At 42.7% G+C, this 20,817-nt stretch carries 21 protein-coding genes, 1 pseudogene and 1 CRISPR repeat array; of the genes and pseudogenes, 3 read left to right on the forward strand and 19 right to left on the reverse strand.

The features are described from left to right. Positions 1 to 34: 34 nt before the first annotated feature. From LAJLEIBI_RS12260 to LAJLEIBI_RS12280, 5 genes are read right to left on the reverse strand one after another with little or no spacing between them, the layout of a single operon-like run. On the reverse strand, positions 35 to 811 hold the full coding sequence (locus tag LAJLEIBI_RS12260; RefSeq protein ID WP_006442399.1) for an SDR family NAD(P)-dependent oxidoreductase: 777 nt from the start codon (positions 809 to 811) through the stop codon (positions 35 to 37). Positions 812 to 829: 18 nt separating this feature from the next. After that, positions 830 to 1,768 carry an electron transfer flavoprotein subunit alpha/FixB family protein gene (locus tag LAJLEIBI_RS12265; protein WP_006442400.1) on the reverse strand — a complete coding sequence of 313 codons (939 nt, stop codon included), beginning with the start codon at positions 1,766 to 1,768 and terminating at the stop codon, positions 830 to 832. Beyond that, on the reverse strand, positions 1,758 to 2,558 hold the full coding sequence (locus LAJLEIBI_RS12270; RefSeq protein WP_040435410.1) for an electron transfer flavoprotein subunit beta/FixA family protein: 801 nt from the start codon (positions 2,556 to 2,558) through the stop codon (positions 1,758 to 1,760). Before LAJLEIBI_RS12270 ends, LAJLEIBI_RS12265 begins: the two co-directional genes overlap by 11 nt. A 16-nt stretch (positions 2,559 to 2,574) precedes the next feature. Then, a complete protein-coding gene (locus LAJLEIBI_RS12275) occupies positions 2,575 to 3,819 on the reverse strand; it encodes an MFS transporter (protein WP_243132947.1) in 1,245 nt (414 codons plus the stop codon). Between the two features lie 38 nt (positions 3,820 to 3,857). After that, positions 3,858 to 5,327, reverse strand: a complete 1,470-nt coding sequence (locus LAJLEIBI_RS12280) for an FAD-binding oxidoreductase (RefSeq protein ID WP_006442403.1) — start codon at positions 5,325 to 5,327, stop codon at positions 3,858 to 3,860. Positions 5,328 to 5,572: 245 nt separating this feature from the next. On the opposite strand from LAJLEIBI_RS12280, the gene LAJLEIBI_RS12285 reads away from it, so the two are divergent. Further along, complete coding sequence (locus tag LAJLEIBI_RS12285; protein ID WP_006442405.1) at positions 5,573 to 6,304, forward strand: MurR/RpiR family transcriptional regulator; 732 nt, start codon at positions 5,573 to 5,575, stop codon at positions 6,302 to 6,304. Between the two features lie 16 nt (positions 6,305 to 6,320). Here LAJLEIBI_RS12285 and LAJLEIBI_RS12290 read toward each other — a convergent pair whose 3' ends face one another. Beyond that, complete coding sequence (locus LAJLEIBI_RS12290) at positions 6,321 to 6,905, reverse strand: TetR/AcrR family transcriptional regulator (protein WP_006442406.1); 585 nt, start codon at positions 6,903 to 6,905, stop codon at positions 6,321 to 6,323. Positions 6,906 to 7,078: 173 nt separating this feature from the next. Between LAJLEIBI_RS12290 and LAJLEIBI_RS12295 the strand changes: the two genes are divergently transcribed. Together LAJLEIBI_RS12295 and LAJLEIBI_RS12300 are read left to right on the forward strand one after the other, a co-directional pair. Next, a complete protein-coding gene (locus tag LAJLEIBI_RS12295) occupies positions 7,079 to 7,846 on the forward strand; it encodes an SDR family NAD(P)-dependent oxidoreductase (RefSeq protein WP_006442407.1) in 768 nt (255 codons plus the stop codon). Between the two features lie 50 nt (positions 7,847 to 7,896). Continuing rightward, entirely contained in the window at positions 7,897 to 8,670 is a 774-nt protein-coding gene (locus LAJLEIBI_RS12300; protein ID WP_006442408.1) for an SDR family NAD(P)-dependent oxidoreductase, read from the forward strand. 269 nt (positions 8,671 to 8,939) lie between these two features. Here LAJLEIBI_RS12300 and LAJLEIBI_RS12305 read toward each other — a convergent pair whose 3' ends face one another. The 13 genes and pseudogenes from LAJLEIBI_RS12305 to LAJLEIBI_RS12365 form a co-directional block, all read right to left on the reverse strand. Next, entirely contained in the window at positions 8,940 to 9,314 is a 375-nt protein-coding gene (locus LAJLEIBI_RS12305; RefSeq protein WP_242654902.1) for an SdpI family protein, read from the reverse strand. 48 nt (positions 9,315 to 9,362) lie between these two features. Beyond that, positions 9,363 to 9,707: a hypothetical protein gene (locus LAJLEIBI_RS12310; RefSeq protein ID WP_006442410.1), complete on the reverse strand. Its 345-nt coding sequence runs from the start codon at positions 9,705 to 9,707 to the stop codon at positions 9,363 to 9,365. 29 nt (positions 9,708 to 9,736) lie between these two features. Beyond that, positions 9,737 to 10,264: a GNAT family N-acetyltransferase gene (locus LAJLEIBI_RS12315; protein WP_006442411.1), complete on the reverse strand. Its 528-nt coding sequence runs from the start codon at positions 10,262 to 10,264 to the stop codon at positions 9,737 to 9,739. 39 nt (positions 10,265 to 10,303) lie between these two features. Beyond that, positions 10,304 to 10,648, reverse strand: coding sequence for a hypothetical protein (locus LAJLEIBI_RS12320; protein WP_006442412.1), 345 nt, complete (start codon positions 10,646 to 10,648; stop codon positions 10,304 to 10,306). Between the two features lie 253 nt (positions 10,649 to 10,901). Further along, positions 10,902 to 11,012, reverse strand: a pseudogene (locus LAJLEIBI_RS19790) (IS66 family transposase); the annotation flags it as partial. A 97-nt stretch (positions 11,013 to 11,109) separates the two neighbouring features. Further along, positions 11,110 to 11,328, reverse strand: coding sequence for an IS66 family insertion sequence element accessory protein TnpB (gene tnpB / locus LAJLEIBI_RS19795; RefSeq protein WP_416390384.1), 219 nt, complete (start codon positions 11,326 to 11,328; stop codon positions 11,110 to 11,112). Between the two features lie 31 nt (positions 11,329 to 11,359). Continuing rightward, positions 11,360 to 12,466: direct repeats of the CRISPR family, unit length 33 nt; unit sequence GCTTCAATCCACTCTACCCAAATGGGTAGAGAC. 255 nt (positions 12,467 to 12,721) lie between these two features. Beyond that, a complete protein-coding gene (gene cas2, locus LAJLEIBI_RS12335; RefSeq protein WP_040435412.1) occupies positions 12,722 to 13,012 on the reverse strand; it encodes a CRISPR-associated endonuclease Cas2 in 291 nt (96 codons plus the stop codon). Between the two features lie 8 nt (positions 13,013 to 13,020). Then, the gene (gene cas1c, locus LAJLEIBI_RS12340; RefSeq protein ID WP_006442416.1) at positions 13,021 to 14,052 is read right to left on the reverse strand and encodes a type I-C CRISPR-associated endonuclease Cas1c; all 1,032 of its coding nucleotides are present in this window, start codon (positions 14,050 to 14,052) and stop codon (positions 13,021 to 13,023) included. A 1-nt stretch (position 14,053) separates the two neighbouring features. Continuing rightward, complete coding sequence (gene cas4, locus LAJLEIBI_RS12345; RefSeq protein WP_334291267.1) at positions 14,054 to 14,716, reverse strand: CRISPR-associated protein Cas4; 663 nt, start codon at positions 14,714 to 14,716, stop codon at positions 14,054 to 14,056. Then, positions 14,706 to 15,566 carry a type I-C CRISPR-associated protein Cas7/Csd2 gene (cas7c, locus tag LAJLEIBI_RS12350; protein ID WP_006442418.1) on the reverse strand — a complete coding sequence of 287 codons (861 nt, stop codon included), beginning with the start codon at positions 15,564 to 15,566 and terminating at the stop codon, positions 14,706 to 14,708. Before cas7c ends, cas4 begins: the two co-directional genes overlap by 11 nt. A gap of 1 nt (position 15,567) precedes the next feature. Continuing rightward, positions 15,568 to 17,532 carry a type I-C CRISPR-associated protein Cas8c/Csd1 gene (gene cas8c, locus LAJLEIBI_RS12355; protein ID WP_006442419.1) on the reverse strand — a complete coding sequence of 655 codons (1,965 nt, stop codon included), beginning with the start codon at positions 17,530 to 17,532 and terminating at the stop codon, positions 15,568 to 15,570. After that, positions 17,516 to 18,265, reverse strand: a complete 750-nt coding sequence (gene cas5c, locus LAJLEIBI_RS12360) for a type I-C CRISPR-associated protein Cas5c (protein ID WP_006442420.1) — start codon at positions 18,263 to 18,265, stop codon at positions 17,516 to 17,518. The genes cas8c and cas5c overlap by 17 nt, the downstream gene beginning before the upstream one ends. A gap of 14 nt (positions 18,266 to 18,279) precedes the next feature. Beyond that, positions 18,280 to 20,697 carry a CRISPR-associated helicase/endonuclease Cas3 gene (locus LAJLEIBI_RS12365; RefSeq protein WP_006442421.1) on the reverse strand — a complete coding sequence of 806 codons (2,418 nt, stop codon included), beginning with the start codon at positions 20,695 to 20,697 and terminating at the stop codon, positions 18,280 to 18,282. Between the last annotated feature and the right edge of the window lie 120 nt (positions 20,698 to 20,817).

Raw genomic sequence — 20,817 nt, forward strand, 5'->3', positions numbered from 1 at the left:
ACCAGGGTTATACTACAAAACAGGTATTGCTTTCTTATCTAGTGAGGAATCCGCCGTCGACAGCAAGAATATGGCCATTTACAAACTGTGACGCCTGGCTTGCCAAAAATACAGTTGTTCCCATGAGATCATGAATTTCTCCCCATCTTCCTTCCGCTGTATGGTCCACGATCCACTTATCCCTCACCGGATCACTTGCGGATACTTCTGCAACCTTCGTTTTAAAATATCCCGGGGCAATACCATTCACCTGAATGTTATACTGTGCAAGTTCGTCACAATACGCTTTTGTCAGTCCTGCTATCCCATGTTTACTTGCGGCATAGGCCGGTGACCATTGTCCTCCGAGAAAGCTGAACATAGAACATATATTGATCATTTTTCCACTTCGCCGGGGTATCATCACCTTTGCACACTCATGGCTCATTTCAAACGCGGCCGTAAGATTAATGCGGATCATGGGATCCCAGTCTTCCCGGCCAAAGTCGAGAACATCTTTGCAGATTACGATGCCGGCACAGTTTACAAGAATGTCGACGGAGCCCAACTCTTTCACACACGCTTCAACTACTTTTTCAGGAACACCCGGCTTCGTGATATCAGCCTCCATATATACGGCTTTTCCGCCTTCTGCTTCGATCAGTTTATTGTACTGCGGGTCATCCGGCATGATACTGGGCATAAAGATATTTGCCCCGCCTTTTGCCAGAGCCAGAGAAAAAGCCTGTCCGAGTCCTGTGTTTCCGCCTGTGACAATTGCGTTTTTACCTTTTAATGAAAAATAATCCATATTAAAATCTGTGATCTGCATAACAAATCCTCTCTTTCTTTATTCCTTTTTTATACGTTCCAATAGCTTTGTTACAAATTCTATCGCGTCTCCTTCTACCACAATATCTGACAGACTGCATATAGGAGCATTTTTGTTTATATTTACAGAAATGATATATGGTATATCTTTCAGCCCTTCAATGTGCTGCATGGAACCATAAATACCAAGTGCAATATACAGCTGCGGACTGACGATCTTACCTGACTGTCCGACTTGTATGCTCCGTGACGCCATACCGCTGTCCACACTCTTTCTGCTGGCGGACACCATTGCGTTCAGACGTTTTGACAGAGGGTACAGCTGGTCAAATCTCCTGCCCACGCCTCCGCCTCCTGAAATAAGGACTTCCGCTTCTCTGATATCTGCCGTCTGTTTCTTGTCTTCTCTCCCCAGCTGTCTGATTCCCGACCGGATCGGTTCCTGAAAAAGATAAGGCTCTGTCTGCATTTTTTTCTGCTGCAGTCCGGTGTACGAAAAAGCGCCGAGCCTTGCACTCATCATGATCACTTGTGAATCCTTACTTGTGATCTTCGCCATTACCTTCCCGCTGAAAGCCGGCCGGATCATCAGTAATTTATCATCCAAAGTCTCAATATCCGTAATGTCGGCAGTGAGTCCGGACTCAAGTTTGACCGCAAGCAGCGGCGCCAGCATTCTTCCTGTCCAGGTAGACGGAATGATCACACAGCAGAACTCATGCTCACGGCACATCTGTTCCAAGACAGAAGCCATCCAGCGGGCATCGTACCGGCTTCTTTCATCCGGCGGCAGCAGCAGTAAATGGTCAAACCAGCACGGCACCTGCTTTTCTTCCACCCACCCGGCCGCATATGTGATCATCTCGTTTTTGTTATATGCTTTTTCAATAATTTCCAGAAGTTGTGCCGATTCATTCGGATATTCCTGATCAAGATAAATCATTATTTTATTCTTCATCGACAAACCCCTTTTCTTTTAAAAACTGATAAACATATTCAATTCCTTCGTCATCGGTACTGACAATGGTCCGCTGTCTTGTTTCCAATGCTTTTGTATAGGTATCAACAACGCGGGTCCTGGAACCTTTGAGCCCGATTCTCTCCTCATGTATGTTCAGCCCTGCATTCGTGACTACCTCTATTTTATCGTCTACATACCGGTCTAAGTCAGCATAACTGACATACGGGGGAGAATATCTGCTCTCTCTGCTGACAGCCAGAAGAGCCGGTAATTCAAGTGAGTAATGTAAGATACATTCATCTGATTCCACACTGCATAAGATTGTATGATCTTTCATGCACTGTTCTTCTAGCTTTGTAATTCCGGAGAGAAAGCTGTAATCGATTCTTTCAGCTATTTGCGCCGGTACATGGGCTGTATCGCCATCGATCGTATGCGTTCCTGTCAAAATGATGTCCGCTTTGGCCTGCCGCAGATAATCTCCAAGAATCAGGCTTGTAGCATAGGTATCGCTGCCAGAGTACGCCGCATCGGAGATCAGCACCGCCTTATCGGCTCCGATCCTGATATAGTCTCTGAGCTTAGGCTTAACTGATACAGGTCCCATAGTGACCAGTTCAACAGAAAGGCCATACTGTTTTTTTAACCGCAGTGTAGCCGCCAGGGCGCTTGCATCATCCGGATTTATTATGGTTTTTACGTTTTCCCGGATCAGCTGTTTCTTTTCAGAGTCGTATTGGAACGCCTCTACATCCGGAACGAATTTAACTAAACAAATAACTCTCACTTGTATCACCAACCAATTATTTCTTTTTGCCTGTCACCTTCATGAATAATACCAACAATACTGCACCGACTGCGCCGGCGATCGCAATACTGATAAAAAATCCGCTGTAACCGCCTTTGTCCCCATATGCTGTAAACATGAAACTGCTGATCATCGGCACAAATATTTCCGGCAGATATCCTATTAATGAAGAAAATCCAATGGCAGTACCGGTTATTTTTGTCTCCACGCCACAGTCTCCTAACAATGACCAGTATGTTCCCCGCACAGCATAAATGAAGAATCCTAATATAAAGATCAGGGCGCAAAAGACTGTCTGTCCGGATGTATATGGTATGACAGAGATCACAACGAGCAGCGCTGACGCACATAGCAGTGTCAGAAGCACGGTTTTTGCCTTCCCAAACTTATCAGCGATAAATCCGCCGATGATACCGCCGATCGGTCTCATCCAAAGCAATACTGTCGCGATCGTACTGACAGCTACCGGACCCACTCCAACATTTGTCTGCAGAAAACCGCTGAAATAGTACACAGTATAGGTAACGGCATATGACATAAAGATGATTCCTGCCATTATAAAAATAGATTTGTTCTTAAATAATGTCCCCAGATCACTGAACCGGAATTTTTCGTTTTCTGCTGCTTCCTTTACTTCGTTATCTGCAGAAGTGTTTTCCTTTACAAAGACCGCTACAAGTATTCCTATTACCAACGCAACGATGCTATAAAGGTAAATGACCGCCACCATAGCACTGCGCTTATCTGCGATGGCAGTTGCGCTTCCCAGAATCCTTGCAAAAATAAATACTGCAACACTGGCAAGTATTGCTTCTACAACACCCCGGCCGCCATCGAGAATACCGAAAAATCTGCCTTCCTCTCCTTTGCTTGCCAACATCTTTACAACCTTCATATGTGCACTCCAGAAAGTCAGCACCGCTGAAAATCCCCAGATCGCATAGATGATAATAACACTGGTATAGCTGGGGATCTGAGCAAACCAAAATCCGCCCACAGCAATCCCGAACAGGGACACTAAAACCAATTTTTTTGCCGAGAATTTATCTGCGATGATCCCGCTTGGAAGATATCCAATGGTGAACGCTATGCCAAGCGCTGACATCACAGTGTTCAGCTGCGGAAGCGTCATATTGAATACTTCCAGCATCGTTTCCTGATAGTTCGTTCTCAAATAGAGCATTGGATAAACAGCTCCTGCCGCCAAGACCATCAGCATAAACTGTAAGTAACGATCCATTTTTTCTTTTTTCATTCCCATACCCCGCATATGTAAAATTATTGATATTTTTTCCCTTCTTCTTGTGGGAAAATAGTTCCAAAATTCATAATTCCATTCGGATCAAATGCTTCCTTTAACTTTTCAAGCATATAGTAAGCAGAGCCATGTTCCTCCTTTGTCCATTCATTCCGGTATTTTCCGATACCGTGGTGATGGCACATAGAACCGCCTTCTTTGAGCGTTTCCTCAACGATGATCCTCTGCAGAGGGTGGTGATATATCCGCATCTCATCTTCCGGATTGCAGTTGATATTATAGTTATAGACAAAATACATGTTAGTACCATTGATATAACTATGTGATGAATGACCGCCCAACATAGTAAGGTCATCTACCCGCGGAAATTCTTTCTTAATACGTTCGATAACGTTATAGTAAATCTTCGGTATTGTTTCCCAATCAGCCGAAACTTCTGTGGTGAACCCATCATGCCGGTCGTTGTCGATCATACTCTGGCGCTCGTCGTCCAGATCCTGCTGTGACCAATTCAAATGATTGAACCATTCCTCTATCAGCGATGCATCTACCGGCTCAATGATTCCGGACTGGTACTTTTCAACTGCCTTTTCAATTTCAGCCCCCGTGGCCTCAACAATACCGGCCGGTCCCTCTGCCATGAAAAGGAGTACACATTTCCCTTTATGGAAATGATAAAAATGCTGCCTTGCATCTTCTTCTGAATAGACTCTGGCCACTGACGGCTTAAACCCATTCACAACTACTTCTCTTAAAACTTTGATCCCGGTATCGATATCCTTTACCAGATATCCATAAAATTTATTATTTTCCGGATAAAACTTGAAGATTTTCACAGTAACTTCTGTGATATAACAGAGAGTTCCTTCATTTCCGATTACAATGTGCCGGATATCCGGTCCTCCTGCCCGCCTGGAAACATTCTTGATCCTGCTGATGTGCCCGTCAGGAAAGACACATTCCAGGCCAGCCACCATATCCTCGATCCCGCCGTAAAGCGTGGAAAACTGGCCAATACTTCTGGTAGCCACAAGCCCTCCAAACTCCGCAACCGGTTTTGACTGCGGGGAATGGCCGGTCGTATATCCCAGCTTTCTTAATTCATCCTCGAGAGTCTGGAGCTGTACTCCTGCCTGAACAGTTGCCTGCATATTGTATGTATCGATCTTTATGATTTTTTTCATTCTGTTTGCATCCACAACAACGGTACATTCTTTCCAGTTTTCCAGGCCACCCTCTGTTGCTGTCTTCCCGCTCCTTGGAATCACATTTACTCCATTGTTATTACAGAACTGCAGTATCTTTTTCACTTCATCCGTTGTATCAGGATAGACAATTGCCATCGGAATCGGAACATCCAGCACTTTTTTTGCCTTTGCATATTTTTTATACCTGTCTGCGGCAGCGTCATACAGCGCCTCTTCATCTAAGTTGATCTGATCTTCCTCCAGAATGCCGCGAAGTCCTTCCAGTAGTTCAGTTTTAGTCATAAAGCCCTCCTTGAATTATCATTAAATAGTTTGCAATTGTTCCACAATTATACTTTAGCCGGCTAAACGCAGTATAATTTGTTTCTTAATCTATTTTTTACTATACATTTCCTGAATCTCCTTGTCAATAATTTTTTGGAAAATTTTTCGCTTTATTTGATATTTATTGTTTTATATGGAAAATTTTCCTTTTCATTGACAGGCAGAAAAAAGTAAGATATAGTTAAGATATCAGGAGAGTCAAAATGCAATATTTTAATACGGATAATCTAAATGAATTTGAAAAAAGAATATTAGAAACTCTTAACTTAGAGTGTAAAAAGAATAAAAAACTGCGTATCATCAACGCAGCTGAGCTTTGCGGATGTTCCACCTCAAAAATATCTAAAACCGTTAAAAAGCTGGGATTTAACAATTATAAGCAATATGTCAACTTTATAAATGACGAATATATCCCGGAGAAACCGGCCTCAAATGAATTTGACAGAATCAGAGATTTTCTGGATAATTTTGATTTGACAATGGTAGATAAGTTTATAGAATTACTGGATAAGCACGACAAGATATTACTGTTTGGTTATGGTCCTTCTCTTTTTTGTGCGCAATATCTGGAATTCAAGTTAAGGCTCTTTATTAATAAGACAGTTATAACCATCACGGATGAATTTTCCGCCGCCTCATTAATTGACGAGAAAACGCTGCTTATCATATTTTCTGCAACCGGCGGGTTCTCTTCTTTTGATAACCTGAAAAAGATCGCCCGGGAGAAAGGCGGCGATTTATTGCTCCTGATCGAGGAATACAATACATCTGCACTGTCTGATGACTGCCAGGTTCTTTTTCTTACAGATACTTTCCAGACTTTCACTACTGTACCATATCAGAAGTCCAGAATTGTCTTCTTCATATTCATAGAAGAAGTGATACAGCACATTATTAAAAGAAATGAGAATAACGCTGTCTCCTCCGGCAAATAGTGTAAAATGCGCCGGCTCACATATTCTTGTCCGGATCAGAGAGGAATATACCCATATATCCTTTACAGATCAGCGTCCCGAGCAGCTTAGACAGCTGCGCGGCAGACATTCTGTCGTCATCCATGATCCAGTTTTTGATGACGCTTGTCCCCCCGCAAGTCGCAAAGAGATATGCTGTTTTTTCTGCGTCGGGATCTGCGCTTCCAAAGCTGCTCCATTCCCGGATGACTGCCTCATTTGCCGCAATCATTTTTTCGGAGAACGCACGGTCACCGTGTTCGCCGAGCAGCGCACGGAAACTGTCTATATTTCGTTCTACGTAGCGGAGGCATGTGCGGACAGAATCAATCACCTCCTGCAGGCCTGTCTCAGGGCTTAGATTCTGGAAACGTACGATCAATTCCTTCAGAATATCATCTTCAATTTCTTCCAGAAGTTCATGCTGGGTGTCATAATATGTATAGAAGGTGCTGCGGTTGATCCCCGCTGTCTCACACAGCTCTTTAATGCTGATCCTGTCCATGTCTTTTTTCTGAAGCAGTTCGATCAGGGCTTGCTTTAGAAGTTCGACGGATAATCTCTTTCTCTTATCATCTTTCATTTTTAATCTCCATTTACCGATAATTTTCTATCAATTCCAACAATTGAGTTTTCTTTTGTCTTAAATCATACATAATTCTGATATCTGATGGTATACATGCAAAGTTATTCTATTTATAATTATAATATAACAAGTACATAGTGTGTCAAGTTGTTCGTACAGGAGGGAACGATATGGAAAAGAAATTAGACAATAAAGTTGTACTTCTGACAGGTGCCAGTAAAGGGCTGGGAAGAGAAATGGCGGTATATCTGGCGTCGGAAGGAGCAAAGCTGGCAATCTGCGCCCGTACACGGGATCAGCTGGAAGAGACTGCAAAAATGTGCACAGATGCGGGCAGTGAAGCGGTTCCGGTAGTCTGTGACGTATCGGACAGAGAGCAGCTTCGTAATTTTGTAAGCACGGCGGCAGAGCACTTCGGCAGGATCGACGCATTGATCAATAACGCGGCTTATAAATATTCTAATGCACCGTTTCTGGAACAAACAGAGGAGGATCTGCTGAATGCTTTTTCCTCAGGTTTATTCGCTGTCTGGGATTCTATGAGGCTCTGTTTTCCATATATGAAAGAAAAGGGCGGGGCCATTGTCAACATACTTTCGGCGACCTATGCAGAAGCGATCTACGGTGAAGCGTCATCCAATGCCGACAAGGGCGGGATCCGTTCACTGTCCATGGCCGCGGCCAGAGACTGGGGAAGACATAATATACGGGTCAATACAATAGCTCCGGACCTCAGAAAGACATTTTATGAAAATGTACCTGAAGAGTTTAATGACTGGGTTCAGACAAGGGAAACTCATTTCGCTACAGCGGCGGGAATAGAAGGAAATCCAAAGAGTGTAGGAGCTGCGGCCGCGTTTCTCATCTCTGATGATTCACAGTGGATCACCGGACAGAATATCACGGTGGACGGCGGCCGGTGTATCCTTTTTATCTGACAGTTGTCTGCTGCCCGAAGTCCGATCGATCAAGTAAGGAGGTTAAGAATATGTTTGAAGATTTAAAGGGAAAGGTTGTTCTGCTCACTGGCGCCAGTATGGGACTGGGCCGCCAGCAGGCTATTTATTTTTATAAGCTTGGAATGAAGGTTTCTATTTGCGCAAGGCGGGAAGAAAAATTGCTCGAGGTTGTGGAGCTGTGCAAGGAGACAGGCGCGGACGGTGAGATCATGGAAGTGCCATGTGATATCAGTAATTATGATCAGTTAAAGAATTATGTGGATAAAACGGTGGAGCGTTTTGGAACTATAGACTTTCTAGTCAACAACGCTAATAAAGAAGCTCTTCTTATGCCACTTGACGAACAGCCGGATGATATACTGAAAAAAGATATATTTGTGGGATGTATGGCCCATTGGAGGCTGATGAAGCTGTGCGTACCTTATATGAAAGGAAAGAAGGCATCGATCATCAACTATGCTTCCGGCAATTACCAGCTCGGAATGGACGGGATGGCTTCTTATGATGCGGATAAAGGCGCGATCAGAGGGCTGGCAATGGTTGCGGCGAGGGAACTGGGACAATACGGGATCCGTGTAAATACAGTAGGTCCCGCGGCGGTCACAGACACCGTGCTCAACAACACCCCGCCGGAGTACAGAGACTGGGTAATACGTTGTTCTTCCTGCAATTCTCTGCGCCGTGTCGGACTGCCGGAGACGGACATACCGCCGGTAGTGGCATGGCTTATGTCTGAGACAAGCGGATGGGTGTCCGGACAGAATATCAATATAGACGGCGGCTCCTGCATCTATGGAATGTAAGCGCTAAAGCGCCGCGCCTTATCTGGCCGCATGTATTTTACGTATAACAAAGAAAAAGTGGAAAAGCTTTGCTATAAGCTTCTTCCACTTTTTCTCTCTCTTGTCTGTATCATCTCTTTTTTCTTTGTCTTGTAGCCTTTGCCTGTGCGTCTGCGTCCATCCCCATCAGAACACCTGCATTACAAGCCTAAAAGTATCGTTCATAAAAGGTTTTTTCACTTTCTTTCCAATATCTTAACTTTTCTGTCACATTTAATAGTTTAATCTCTTCAGCCGTTCTGTTTTCGCCCCCCTTTCTTAGTAAATGTTTTATTCAGTTTAATTTCTGTTGGTATAATCGTAAGTGCCATGATTGCTATCTGGATAAAAACCAAATAAACTATCCATGTCTCAAAATCTGACCAGTCTTTAATATATACAATAAACGCAAATGAAAGCACTGCCAATGCAATACCTGTGGTAAAATTTATTTTCCCCCAAAGTTTATGAGCATAAGACCACGTATCTTGATTTAATCTTGACATAGTGCTTCGGTATCCTGACAGTCCGTTCCTGTCTGCCGGTGGTTTTTTCTCCCACCGTTTACCTAATACAATCATAGAAATTGGAACTAATAGTGAACAGACAAGTAAAAATGCAAACATTCTAATACCTCCTCGTAAACAACTTCAAATGCAAGCTGGAAGTTGTCATCAACTAAAGCCTGCCCATATTCCAACTACTATAAGTAACATACCCAGTATTCTCCCTATAAATTTTGACTTTCGGTATCCAAAAAAAGCAATCGTATCGGGAGTTGTAAACGGCAATAAAACAACAACTATACCCATTAGTATAATTCCAGTTCCTGTTATGAAGTCACTGTTTGATAAAATGCCATAAAGCATAACTAAAAATGCAACAATAATTTCTAAAATAAAATATTTAATTTTGCGGTTATCTTTCTCAACTAACTGTCTAAAATTGTTTTCACATTCGTTACAACAAAATTCAATATGAATATTTAGTTTTTTGCCACAATATCTACATTTTTTCATTAAAAATATACCTCTGCAACTTCAAATTGTCAAAATACACATTTATAAAATCTTCCAGTAGTAATTATATCTCCACCACTACATTCATATGGGACATCCTTCACATAGACAAATCCAAGATTTTTAATAATTCGTCCCGAAGCAAGATTTTCTGTTGCATGAATGGCAATACATTCTTTCACTTTTAATACTTCTTTCGCATATTTCATTACTGTACTCATAGCTTCCGAGATGTACCCTTTACCCCAGAACTTTTTACCGAGATTGTAGGAAATATCCCAATTATTTTCATCCTCATTAAAATATATAAGACAAGTACCTATAATCTTAGATGTTTCTTTTAATATGATGATCCATCGATTCCATTTATCATCCGCTATTTTGCCTAATTCAAATTCTACAAATTTTTTTGTGTCACTTATATCGTTGCTTGCTTTCCAATACATATATCTCGAAACATCTTCATCCTGCATCCAGCAATTAAAAATTTCATTTATATCATCCTGATGAATTTTTCTTAAAATTAATCGCTCCGTTTCCAAGTTAGGTGTATCCATTTTCCCCTCCACAACTTCAAATTTTCTGTTAACCTGCTGTTATTTATCATCTTTTCGTCTTACAAACTCAACAAAGGCGAAGATGATAGATATTACGGTTAAAACGGAAACTATGAGTTCTGACATGTTATCTGCATATTCTGCTTGTGCAGGAACTATGATCCCTAAAAGAAGAAAGTAAGTACACCAAAGTAATCCAATCACAAGCAGCGTAATTGTGCTGTATTTTAATACAACTGCAAATTTATTGAGTAATCTTCGCATAAACTCTACTTGCTTTTGTGAAGGCGCTTTCTTGCGAAATATAGCTTTCAAACCACCAAATATTATACCAACGACTATGCCTATTGATATTGCAATAAAAATATTACGTAAACTGTTCACATCTACTCCCCTTCCTCAAAAATCAAGTTTTATCCTCTTTTGCAATCTTAATATCTCTGCTAGTTGTAAATCTATTGGTTTATCTATGTTAAACATTAAAATTTTGCCTCCGTGTAAAATTGCTGCTATACAAATGGATATTAATTGTTAAAGTTAATTATATCACTCTTATTTGATCACCGTCAAATATGACGGTGTATAGACCCCCATACCCTTCTGTTATTGTTGAAAGGTATGGGGGCGACACATTTTTTGAATGGTTGATTTGCCAGTTCTTACGACCTATGGTAAATGGACGGATACCGTTTTCTGCAAGATTGTTTGGAATGGAGCAGTTACCATCCCAAAGATAATTCATCAGACCGGAGCTTTTCTTCTTCCCTCCTCAAAAAGCACCCTGGACAGGTGTTTCATCAACATGAGGGGATTTCTGTTCCAGCGGTTTTTCTTTCAGCAGCCGGCTACAGAAGAAAACGATTCCCTTTCCAATCAAATGCTTTTATACGATTATATTTACGTCCGCAGAAAAGAGACAGGTTATTTGAAAAAAAATCCAGTTTGAAGTTGTACTGAACGATAGCGGCTAACCCATTGATCACCCTGCCCATATCGGTATATCCCCAGGTCAGATAGAACCTTTCGGCCCGTAAAATGCCACATACAAAAATGGGAAGAGACAATGGGTAAGCCTCAACCAGCTCTAGCTAGAGCGCTTCTATCCATTTTATCCAGATGGATAGAGACCATATCTCACTAGTTTGATAAACACAAAGGTCATGCTTCAATCCACTCTACCCAAATGGGTAGAGACAGCCTCTATGGATATGTAACGTGATGCTTTCAGATGCTTCAATCCACTCTACCCAAATGGGTAGAGACGGCTCCATAGGTGGGGCTGTCGGTCATAGTATCTTCGCTTCAATCCACTCTACCCAAATGGGTAGAGACGTCTCGGATGCTCCTTTTTTCCTAATCCGGTTGTGCTTCAATCCACTCTACCCAAATGGGTAGAGACGGAACGCTGGAAAGAATCCATGTCTGAAGGAGTTGCTTCAATCCACTCTACCCAAATGGGTAGAGACAGAGGAAAAGCAGATATTTGAGCTTACATATCTCGTGCTTCAATCCACTCTACCCAAATGGGTAGAGACAAGAGCACAGTTAGCGTCAGTCAATGCATATGAGTTGCTTCAATCCACTCTACCCAAATGGGTAGAGACACCAGTGAAGAGAGGGTGAGGCTGGCTTATTATGCTTCAATCCACTCTACCCAAATGGGTAGAGACCGGTTAATTCAATGGGGTCACTACCTTCTGAGAAGCTTCAATCCACTCTACCCAAATGGGTAGAGACCAAGGGAATTACGCGAAGAACCAGGGTGAATATGCGCTTCAATCCACTCTACCCAAATGGGTAGAGACACTACTGTGAGAGTGTATGGGACGTGGATCCGGTGCTTCAATCCACTCTACCCAAATGGGTAGAGACTTCCAACTAATGACTTAGATGATTTTGAGAATGGCTTCAATCCACTCTACCCAAATGGGTAGAGACAATGACTTGTTTTAATGGAACACAATTTTTGATGCTTCAATCCACTCTACCCAAATGGGTAGAGACGGAAAAAATTTATTTAAGTGAAAGGGATATTATGCTTCAATCCACTCTACCCAAATGGGTAGAGACTTATAACAGGTTTATTTCCGTCGTAATCCTTGTGCTTCAATCCACTCTACCCAAATGGGTAGAGACACAGGCTGCAATATTTATGAAGGCAGTATGATTGCTTCAATCCACTCTACCCAAATGGGTAGAGACAGCAATTATGCACATTATTCCTCAACATACTATCCGAATACTTGTCACAATTGCATACTATTTGGTAGTAAAATAATATTTTCTATTACATTTTCACTTTTTTATCAAAAATATCTAATACATTTCGGTGCGAATCTCCCGGCATTTTTATGTTCACATACGTTTCGCACCATAGTTACTCTCTCAACAGATTTTGCGCCGCCAGCCACACAACTTATGCCTATACGCGGTCAAAAAGTTTTACTCCCTGATAAGTTAAAAAATCAAAGTATCTGTCACATCGAAGCTTTTCTTTGCCCCGATATGTTCAACCTTGTTTTTATATTTATCTCCCAGATTATAAAATCGGAGGCTGTCTTTACTTTTATCGACAATATCCTCAAGAATTGCCTTTACCTGCCGATATTTCGCCGCATCAAGATTACACTCGAATACGGAATTCTGCACCCGCTGTCCATAATTTACACATTGCTTTGCAACTTTTCTTAATCGCCGCTTTCCAGCTTCTGTTTCCGTATTCACGTCATATGTAATTAAAACAAGCATCTTTTCACCTACTTCCAAAGAAACGGCGGATACTCATCTAAGTCCCCTCGTATATACCTTGCCAGTAACATTGCCTGTACATAAGGAACTAATCCCCATTCCATCTTTTCTGCCAAAAACGGATGTGTAATTGTCTCTTTCTTTTTGTCCTGCCAATGGGACAGAAACTGCCTGCGGGTATCATCATCCATAATCACTGCCCCGCTTTCTTTTTTGGAAAAGCCGGAGGCACCTATGATTTTCTTGTTAATTAATGTGAGAACAAATCTGTCGGCCATTACACTCCTAAGCTCTTCCATAAGATCCAGCGCAAGCGACACTCTTCCAGGGCGGTCCGTATGGTAAAATCCGACATAGGGGTCCAGTCCCACCGACTCTAATGCCGATGCACACATTCCTGTCAGTAATGTGTAAGCAAATGAGAGCATTGCATTAACATTATCAAGCGGCGGCCTCTTATTTCTGCCCCCAAAGGAAAACTCGTCTTTCTGCTGTAATATCAGTTCATCAAACACAGAGAAATATAGAGATGCTGACTCACCTTCAATACCTAACAGTCTCTCTGCATCTTCACATTCTCTGATTTTGGGAAGATTTCCGGACATGAAAGCAGATTTTTCTTTTATTCTGTCCACATCCAGACGCAGCGGATAATCCCTCGCCGCACGTTCCAGAACCCATTTTGCATTATAGACCTTCCCTGTTATAAAATTACGCGCTATCTTTATGCTTTCTTTCTTCTGCTCGCTTATACGGTACTGCTCTTTCCGAAGTGTAACATTTCCTCTGACTTCTCCGGACACACGCGCCAGGAAACGGCCATTACCGCTCATAAAAGACAGATCAATATTTCTTTCTGCACAAGCTCCCATAAGCGCGGGACTGGCGCCTGTATAACCAAATGTCACAATACCTTCCAGATTATGCAGAGGCACCCTCCCGATCTCTTCCTGGTCCTCTAAGATCACTACATTCTCTCCATCTAAAAATAGGTAGCGGTTTGTTGACGTAACATATAAGGTGTTCAATAATTTTTTCACTTTAGTCCTCCTGAGATAACGCTTTATCAATATATGAAGACGCTGATTTTCCAACACCAAGCACCGGAAGACAGAAATCTTTTAAAGAACACGCATTACAGCTTCTTGTCCTTTTTACCCTCGGCGTATACCGCCGTTCATAATATTGATGCATTTCCCGAAATGAGTCTCTGACCTTTTGGCGGATTGATTCCTCAAATACAACCTTGCTCCTGTGCCTTGTCTCCCCATAATAAAGATATCCATACGGTATCTCGCAGCACAACATTTCTTCCAGACACATCGCCTGTGCAGTCAGCTGCAAAATATCAACATCATTTTGTTTGGGACTTCCCCTTTTATATTCTATAGGTACTGCCTCATATGTACCGTCTCTTCCTGACAGGGTAATCCCCGTCCCGCTCCGGTGAAATTCCACAATATCACATTCCCCGCTCACTCCCAGCTCTCTGGAATGTATCGGCATGGCACGGCTGATGATCAAATCTCCCCGTTTCTCTTCACTCGTCACGTCATGTGCTTTTTCATGGAGCAGTTTCCCTTCTACCGTCCTGACATTTTCCGACCATTGCAGTTCAATATATGCAAGCGCCCACTGGCGCCTGCAAAATGCAAAGTGCTGGATCCCTGATAATTGAAGATACTCCTCCTCATTATACAAAATGATACTCCTCCGCTTTTACGCAGCCCTCTGCCGGTTCCAGAGTGATTTTATAATCTGCATATGATTTCGGTCTTTCATTTAATGCTTCTACTTTGACACTACGATGTATCTTCGCGCTGGACACAGCCGGTGTCTTAGCCTCATGCTGCCACCAATATAGATCACATACCTCCATACTTCCTTCCGGTCTGGCCGACGACGCATCATTTTCAAACAAAGTTTTTAAAGATTCCTTCAGGATATCTGCATCTTCCTGAGAAAACCCTGTTTTTTCAGCAAGCTGTACATTAACGCTCCCTTTGATCAAATACAGCCCGAATCCGATCCGGTGCTTCATCCCCATTGTATCTGACGCCTTTCCGCCTTTCCCCGGCTCACTGTTCACACTTTTAGTGATCTGTGTGCTGATGATGTCTACCGGAGAACAGCTGACTGCCTGATGTATGGAAACAGGGCCCCTGATGCCGAGAGAGACATCATTTCCCTTAAATGCAAACACCTGCCCGAATGCTCTTACATCCAGCCATTCTTTACAGGCGATCTCTGCACAGGCTTCTCTGTCAGCGCCTTTTCCATTTTTTATTTCCTTCGCTAACTCTTCACACCCATCTGCACGTTCTTTCAGGCTTTTAAAACCATCATCGGAGCGTTCATCGGACTGAACAAATACTTTTTGTCCCAGATCCTGAAAGCGGTTGCGTATTTTTCTCTTAATACAGACATCCGATATTTCGCCAAAGCCATCATAATTTTCCCTTGGTCTGTTACCATTTAACGGATCCCCATTTGGATTGGCATCTGTTGCTGAAACGACTGCTACAAAATCAATTTTCCCTTTTAAACTACTCATCTTAATCCTCCTTTATCTCTTCCGTTTTCTGATATCTCATTTCATTCAACTGGCTGTGATAGCCGAGCAGATAAATACCTTCCAGCCTGCTATTGTCCGCAAAGCTGTCTATATTAAACATCTCACAGATTTCATCCAGCATCTTTTTGTAATAATTTCTTTCTCTGATATCCAGCTTCTTTAAATATGGATGTATCCTCTGTTCTATCGTCTGCCATGTCCGATATGGATGTTGTGAAAAAGCATTCATCAGTCTGTCCGCATTGGTTTCCCTTCCCGCATCCTCCTCCCGGTCAAAGGTTCTCCGCTCTATCCTGTCTGCAACCGCCAGCAGCCTGCCATAAAGATAATCTCTATTTTTGCACTCCTTATCCAAAGCCATATTCCAGTCCTCCTTTTTCTGCTCCCTTCGTTCCTTCTTCACCATCGCACAAGCAATCCCAAGCACCGCTTCCCAGTTGTACCTTTTCTCATAAACAACCGGAGAAGACGCCTTTTGAACCGCCTGTCTTACCATATCAACCGGTATCTTTCTCCGCTCTGAGATACACGGCAAAATCCTTTTGCAGACCTGGGCATACATTCTTTTATTATTTAATGTAAGTTTCCCATTCTGCTCCGTTCCATAAAGTGCTTCTGCAATTTCATTCACTCCGGCCATCCCCAGGTAGTCATACTTATGGCCTTCTTTATATTTTACCTGCTGCCACCTGCAAGTCTCATACCAATATGTCAGATTCTCCAGGAAACGGCTGCTCTCAAAGGTCTTATACTCTGTCATTGCCAGTCTTCCGGTCGTGGCCGCATCAAACGCCAGAAACACGATCCGGGATGTATCACCAAACTTCTTCCCGTATCCCCTCATTGCACTGCAAAAACCGGACGCCTGGACTTCTCCCGTCTCACTTTCCGGCAGTTCATCTTCATCCCAGTCTTTCTGGTTAAAATATTCATCTGTTATTGTATCTGTATCAGCGCTCCATGTGGGAAGCGGATTCATACCAGACTCCCATATCACGGCATAGAGACCGTCCCAACTGTACCCTTGCTTTCTGATGATCCACTTCAGCGCATTGTGGATTTTCTGCGAGGTTTCGTATCCAATCGCAAACGCCTGTGTTTTATCAGAAAAACGTCCCCTGAACGTAAAATTTGATTCATCGTTTGCTGATATGAGCTTTGCCCCGTCACCCTCATTTCGTATTTTTTTAGGCTGCAGATAAGAAATGGCTTCTCTTTTCCCGGTCAGATAGCATAAGTCTTTTTCCGGAAGCATAGACGTATAATACTGAATATAAGCTTCCTGCAAAGTCTTGTCCAGCCAGCACTCCGCACAATATTGTCCACTGGTATCTGCCAGAATATCTGCGCCGGCATCCAATATGCTTTCTACACGGAAACGCACAAAGGCGTCTGCCTGGGCTACATTCTGAATTTTTTCATCTCCCGTCATCTTTCCTTCATCATCAAGCGCCATAACTCCCTGCGTTGCAAGATCTTTTATCATGCATCCTTTACACACATATGCATAAATAGCATCCACCTTTTTATGAGTAAAAGGTGACTCATGCCATCTCTGAAGCGCCTCCATATATAACCGATAATTCTCCGAATAGTCTTTTTGCTTTTTCCCCTGCCGGTAATATACCATATAATCCCCTGCCAAATATTTCAGGTTGTCACAAAGCGGGTGGGGTTCTGTCCCCGCTGTACGGCTCAGCGATTTTTCTGTGACCGGGATCATCGTAAGATTCTCCGCCTTATCAACCGCCTTTGCACTTAAAAACTCACCGCTCTCGTCGATCGTAACCTCAATCTGTGCCGTAACTGTCGTATGAAAAACCGGCAAAAGGATCAGCGGAATATGTTCTTCTCCTTTTTTCCCTTTTATCGTCTTGTATGTTACTTCTCCGGCAATATCCTGATTTTTCTCATACAGATCAAGCAGCTCATTTGTCCAGTTCACATGCTCCCTCCTCTCCTTCAAATTCTTTTAGCCCTGTAAAATTATGCATATCTTCACCGAAAGATTTCATTTCCATTTCTTTTAAATGACGTTTCTCGGCACATTCTTCCGGCCTTACAAATTCAATGACGCCCTGCTTCATTACTGGATACCAGAACCGCGCCGTCATCTTTCCTTTATCTTCTTCACAGACTGCTTCGTCCGCGTAAGTGATCCCATGATACATAAATCCATATCCGATTTCCCCCGGCACATCATCATAATACCCTTTTCCTTCTCCAAACACGCAAGTGGACACATACCCCTGGCACTCCCTGACGCCCAGGAAAACATCTCTTCTCCCTCCTCTTTCTATCATCCGCTTTGCAATGTTATGATGCTTGTGTTCATTTCGGTCATTTGTAAGCTCCGGGCGGTTCTCATTCCACTCAAAATGTGCTCTTACCTGGTATTTCACCTCTTTCAGATAAGTGTAATAAGACAAATCATTTCCGCCGTTATAATTAATTGGCTTTCTCCCCTTTGTCTCAGTCTGAATGGGATTTAATACGCGCACCGCATCTATGACCCAGATCAGCGTAGGTTTCCAGTATATACTGTGCAAAATCCCTTTCAGCGCTTCATACGTGGGAATGTGATACGAACATTTCTCTCCTCCTACCCTTGTTATCGGGTCTGCAAATAATGCGTAAGCTCCCTCCACTTGAAACTCAACCGTATTTCTGTACTTCATCCTTCTCACCACCTTTAATAATTGATAAATTCCATTACCGGCTCTATAGAAACTCCTGTTTCATGGCTGTAATAGTTCTCACTTAAAACCAATATCTTTCTCTTATCATCGCAGACAGTTGTGACTGCATTACTTAACTGCTGCCTCATCCGATCCGAAATGCCTACGGTATACTTCTGTAACTTTCTCACAGCCTGCTGCTGTTCATCCAGCGTAACATATTGACCGCAGAGTATCCTGATCTGCTCTTTTGCGGCCGTATCATATTCTACGACCACGTCCACCTTCCCATCCTCAGGTATCACTTCAAACAGGTCGCCCGCTGTTTTAAATGCCTGTCTTAAAAAAGTATGTCCGTCTTTATTGTTTCTTTTTACGGCAGACCATACCTTGGAATTAGTGGATAACAGATTCAACAGCGTATCACTCCTGCCGTCTGCCGAAACCAAATAGCTCATTTCTTCTTTCCTGCTGCTCATGTATAAACTATAATAGAGCTCGATCGCTTTTCCTGAGTCCAGGCGGTCATTAAAAGATGACGGCCGCATTTCAAATTGATACAGTACGCTTAGCATAGCTTCCTGCGCCTTTACAATATCCCTCAGCCCCGATACGTTCTCTGCTTCTTTTGACATCTTAATGACGTATACATTTCCATTTTCCACTTCCTTGTTGCGGTTACATCTGCCCGCCGCCTGTACGATACTGTCCAATCCGGCAAGGGAACGGATAACACACCGAAAAGAGATATCCACCCCTGCCTCGATCAACTGAGTTGTGACGCAGATGATCTTCCTGTCTGCCTCAAACAGCTTCTCCTTTATCTCGTTTAATACATCCTGCCTGTTCTGCGGGCACATATTTGTACTAAGATGGAATAACAGGTAATCTGAATCCTTACATTTTTTCTTCAAATATTTGTATGTCGCTTCGGCACATTTCTTCGTGTTCACAATTGCCAATACCCGCTCTTCCTCCTGTGCCCTGTCTAAAATAAACTCCCCCAGTTCTTCTGCCGAAAGGCCCAAATTCGTAAGCTTTGTTTTATCATGTATCGTCGTCCTTTGAAAGGCATCCTCATACTTCTTATCAGGTTCTATCATGTTCTGCGGGCGATTTAAGCTGCACTCCATGATCCTGTCCAGAAGCGGCTGTGTTGCCGAACAGAGCACTACCGTAGACTCTCCAAAGCCGGTGAGAAAGTTAACAGCCAGATTAAACAGTTTTATAGTTCTTACCGGCAGCGCCTGTATTTCATCAAAAATAATCACACTGTTACAGATATTATTCATCCGGCGTATATTTTTTGACGATGAAGAAAACAGGGTGTTCAGAAACTGGACTGCCGTTGTGACAATGATCGGACTGCTCCAATTTTCCGCCAGCAATTCCTTCCTCCGCTGCTCCTCTTCCCCCTCGTAGAAAATATTACTGTGATGCTCCAGCACGATCTCCGGATTTCCCGTCGCTTTTCTTATCTCTTCTGCATTCTGCTCCAAAATACTCGTATATGGCGCAACGTAGATAATATGCTTTTTATGATGTACCCGTGCATGATTCAAAGCAAATCCGAGGGAACTTAACGTCTTACCCGAACCTGTCGGAACCGTCAGCCGATATAACGTCCCGTCCGTTTTCCCCTGAAGCAGACACTGTCTTAAAATCTCTGTTCTCATCCCACTCAGTTTGGAATCTTTTGAAAACCGGCTCATATAAACGTCAAAATACCTTTTGCACTCATCCCATATACGGTTTCTGCCATGATTCTTCTGTATCCGCTCCTCGATCTTCTTATTCTCCATAAAGCAGGCGGTATCTGACCAGTCCGCGTCTATCAGTAAGGACAGCAATATCCGTTCATACATCCCGACAAAAAAATTCTTCTGCAGACTGCGCTCACCTTGCGTCAAAGATTGTGCATACTTATGTAAGGCAGTTAATATCTCTCCAATCTTTTTTCTGCTTTCATAAAACTTATTTTCCAATTCTTGTTTATCGTGAAATTGATAAAATCTTTCCGAAACACACTGAACATTTTCTCTTTGTCTCAATCGCTCATCTATTAATATCTTTCCGTTTCCAGACAAGGCATCGGAAAGACCATGATGACAGTAAACAGGGAATTCCATCATCTGTGTCTCCATGGTTCCAGCCGCAAACTGTTCCAGCAGACAGCCGCCCGCGGTTGAATGATTCACTTCACCCCGGTGCGTCTTTTTGCCTTCGATATTCTTTTCTATATATTGTTGAAAAGCATCCAGATATTTGCCGGCGTCATGGTACGTTCCAATCAATCCGGCAATTGGAGATAATATTTCTATAGAACTGTTTTGTTCTGCCAAGAAAGCAACATTAGAATTATGTTCTAAAACAGACTGGACTGTAATTTGTCCGTTCTCTTCGCGGAAATGTGCAATATAAGGATCTTCCATATGTTCATCCTCTTATCATTGTGTGATAAAATGCAGATGAGGAAAACCTCATCTACATCTTTGACAATTTAGTATAATTACCTTTTTCAATCCACAAATTTTTATTTGACAATTTAATTT

The sequence above is a fragment of the [Clostridium] hylemonae DSM 15053 genome (assembly GCF_008281175.1).
GTDB classification, from domain to species: Bacteria; Bacillota; Clostridia; order Lachnospirales; family Lachnospiraceae; genus Extibacter; species Extibacter hylemonae.

Coding starts and splice junctions, on each gene's coding strand:
- LAJLEIBI_RS12260 (WP_006442399.1), bottom strand. CDS start 811: ATGCAGATCACAGATTTTAATATGGATTATTTTTCATTAAAAGGTAAA.
- LAJLEIBI_RS12265 (WP_006442400.1), bottom strand. CDS start 1,768: ATGAAGAATAAAATAATGATTTATCTTGATCAGGAATATCCGAATGAA.
- LAJLEIBI_RS12275 (WP_243132947.1), bottom strand. CDS start 3,819: ATGGATCGTTACTTACAGTTTATGCTGATGGTCTTGGCGGCAGGAGCT.
- LAJLEIBI_RS12280 (WP_006442403.1), bottom strand. CDS start 5,327: ATGACTAAAACTGAACTACTGGAAGGACTTCGCGGCATTCTGGAGGAA.
- LAJLEIBI_RS12285 (WP_006442405.1), top strand. CDS start 5,573: ATGCAATATTTTAATACGGATAATCTAAATGAATTTGAAAAAAGAATA.
- LAJLEIBI_RS12290 (WP_006442406.1), bottom strand. CDS start 6,905: ATGAAAGATGATAAGAGAAAGAGATTATCCGTCGAACTTCTAAAGCAA.
- LAJLEIBI_RS12295 (WP_006442407.1), top strand. CDS start 7,079: ATGGAAAAGAAATTAGACAATAAAGTTGTACTTCTGACAGGTGCCAGT.
- LAJLEIBI_RS12300 (WP_006442408.1), top strand. CDS start 7,897: ATGTTTGAAGATTTAAAGGGAAAGGTTGTTCTGCTCACTGGCGCCAGT.
- LAJLEIBI_RS12305 (WP_242654902.1), bottom strand. CDS start 9,314: ATGTTTGCATTTTTACTTGTCTGTTCACTATTAGTTCCAATTTCTATG.
- LAJLEIBI_RS12310 (WP_006442410.1), bottom strand. CDS start 9,707: ATGAAAAAATGTAGATATTGTGGCAAAAAACTAAATATTCATATTGAA.
- LAJLEIBI_RS12315 (WP_006442411.1), bottom strand. CDS start 10,264: ATGGATACACCTAACTTGGAAACGGAGCGATTAATTTTAAGAAAAATT.
- cas2 (WP_040435412.1), bottom strand. CDS start 13,012: ATGCTTGTTTTAATTACATATGACGTGAATACGGAAACAGAAGCTGGA.
- cas7c (WP_006442418.1), bottom strand. CDS start 15,566: ATGAGTAGTTTAAAAGGGAAAATTGATTTTGTAGCAGTCGTTTCAGCA.
- cas5c (WP_006442420.1), bottom strand. CDS start 18,265: ATGAAGTACAGAAATACGGTTGAGTTTCAAGTGGAGGGAGCTTACGCA.
- LAJLEIBI_RS12365 (WP_006442421.1), bottom strand. CDS start 20,697: ATGGAAGATCCTTATATTGCACATTTCCGCGAAGAGAACGGACAAATT.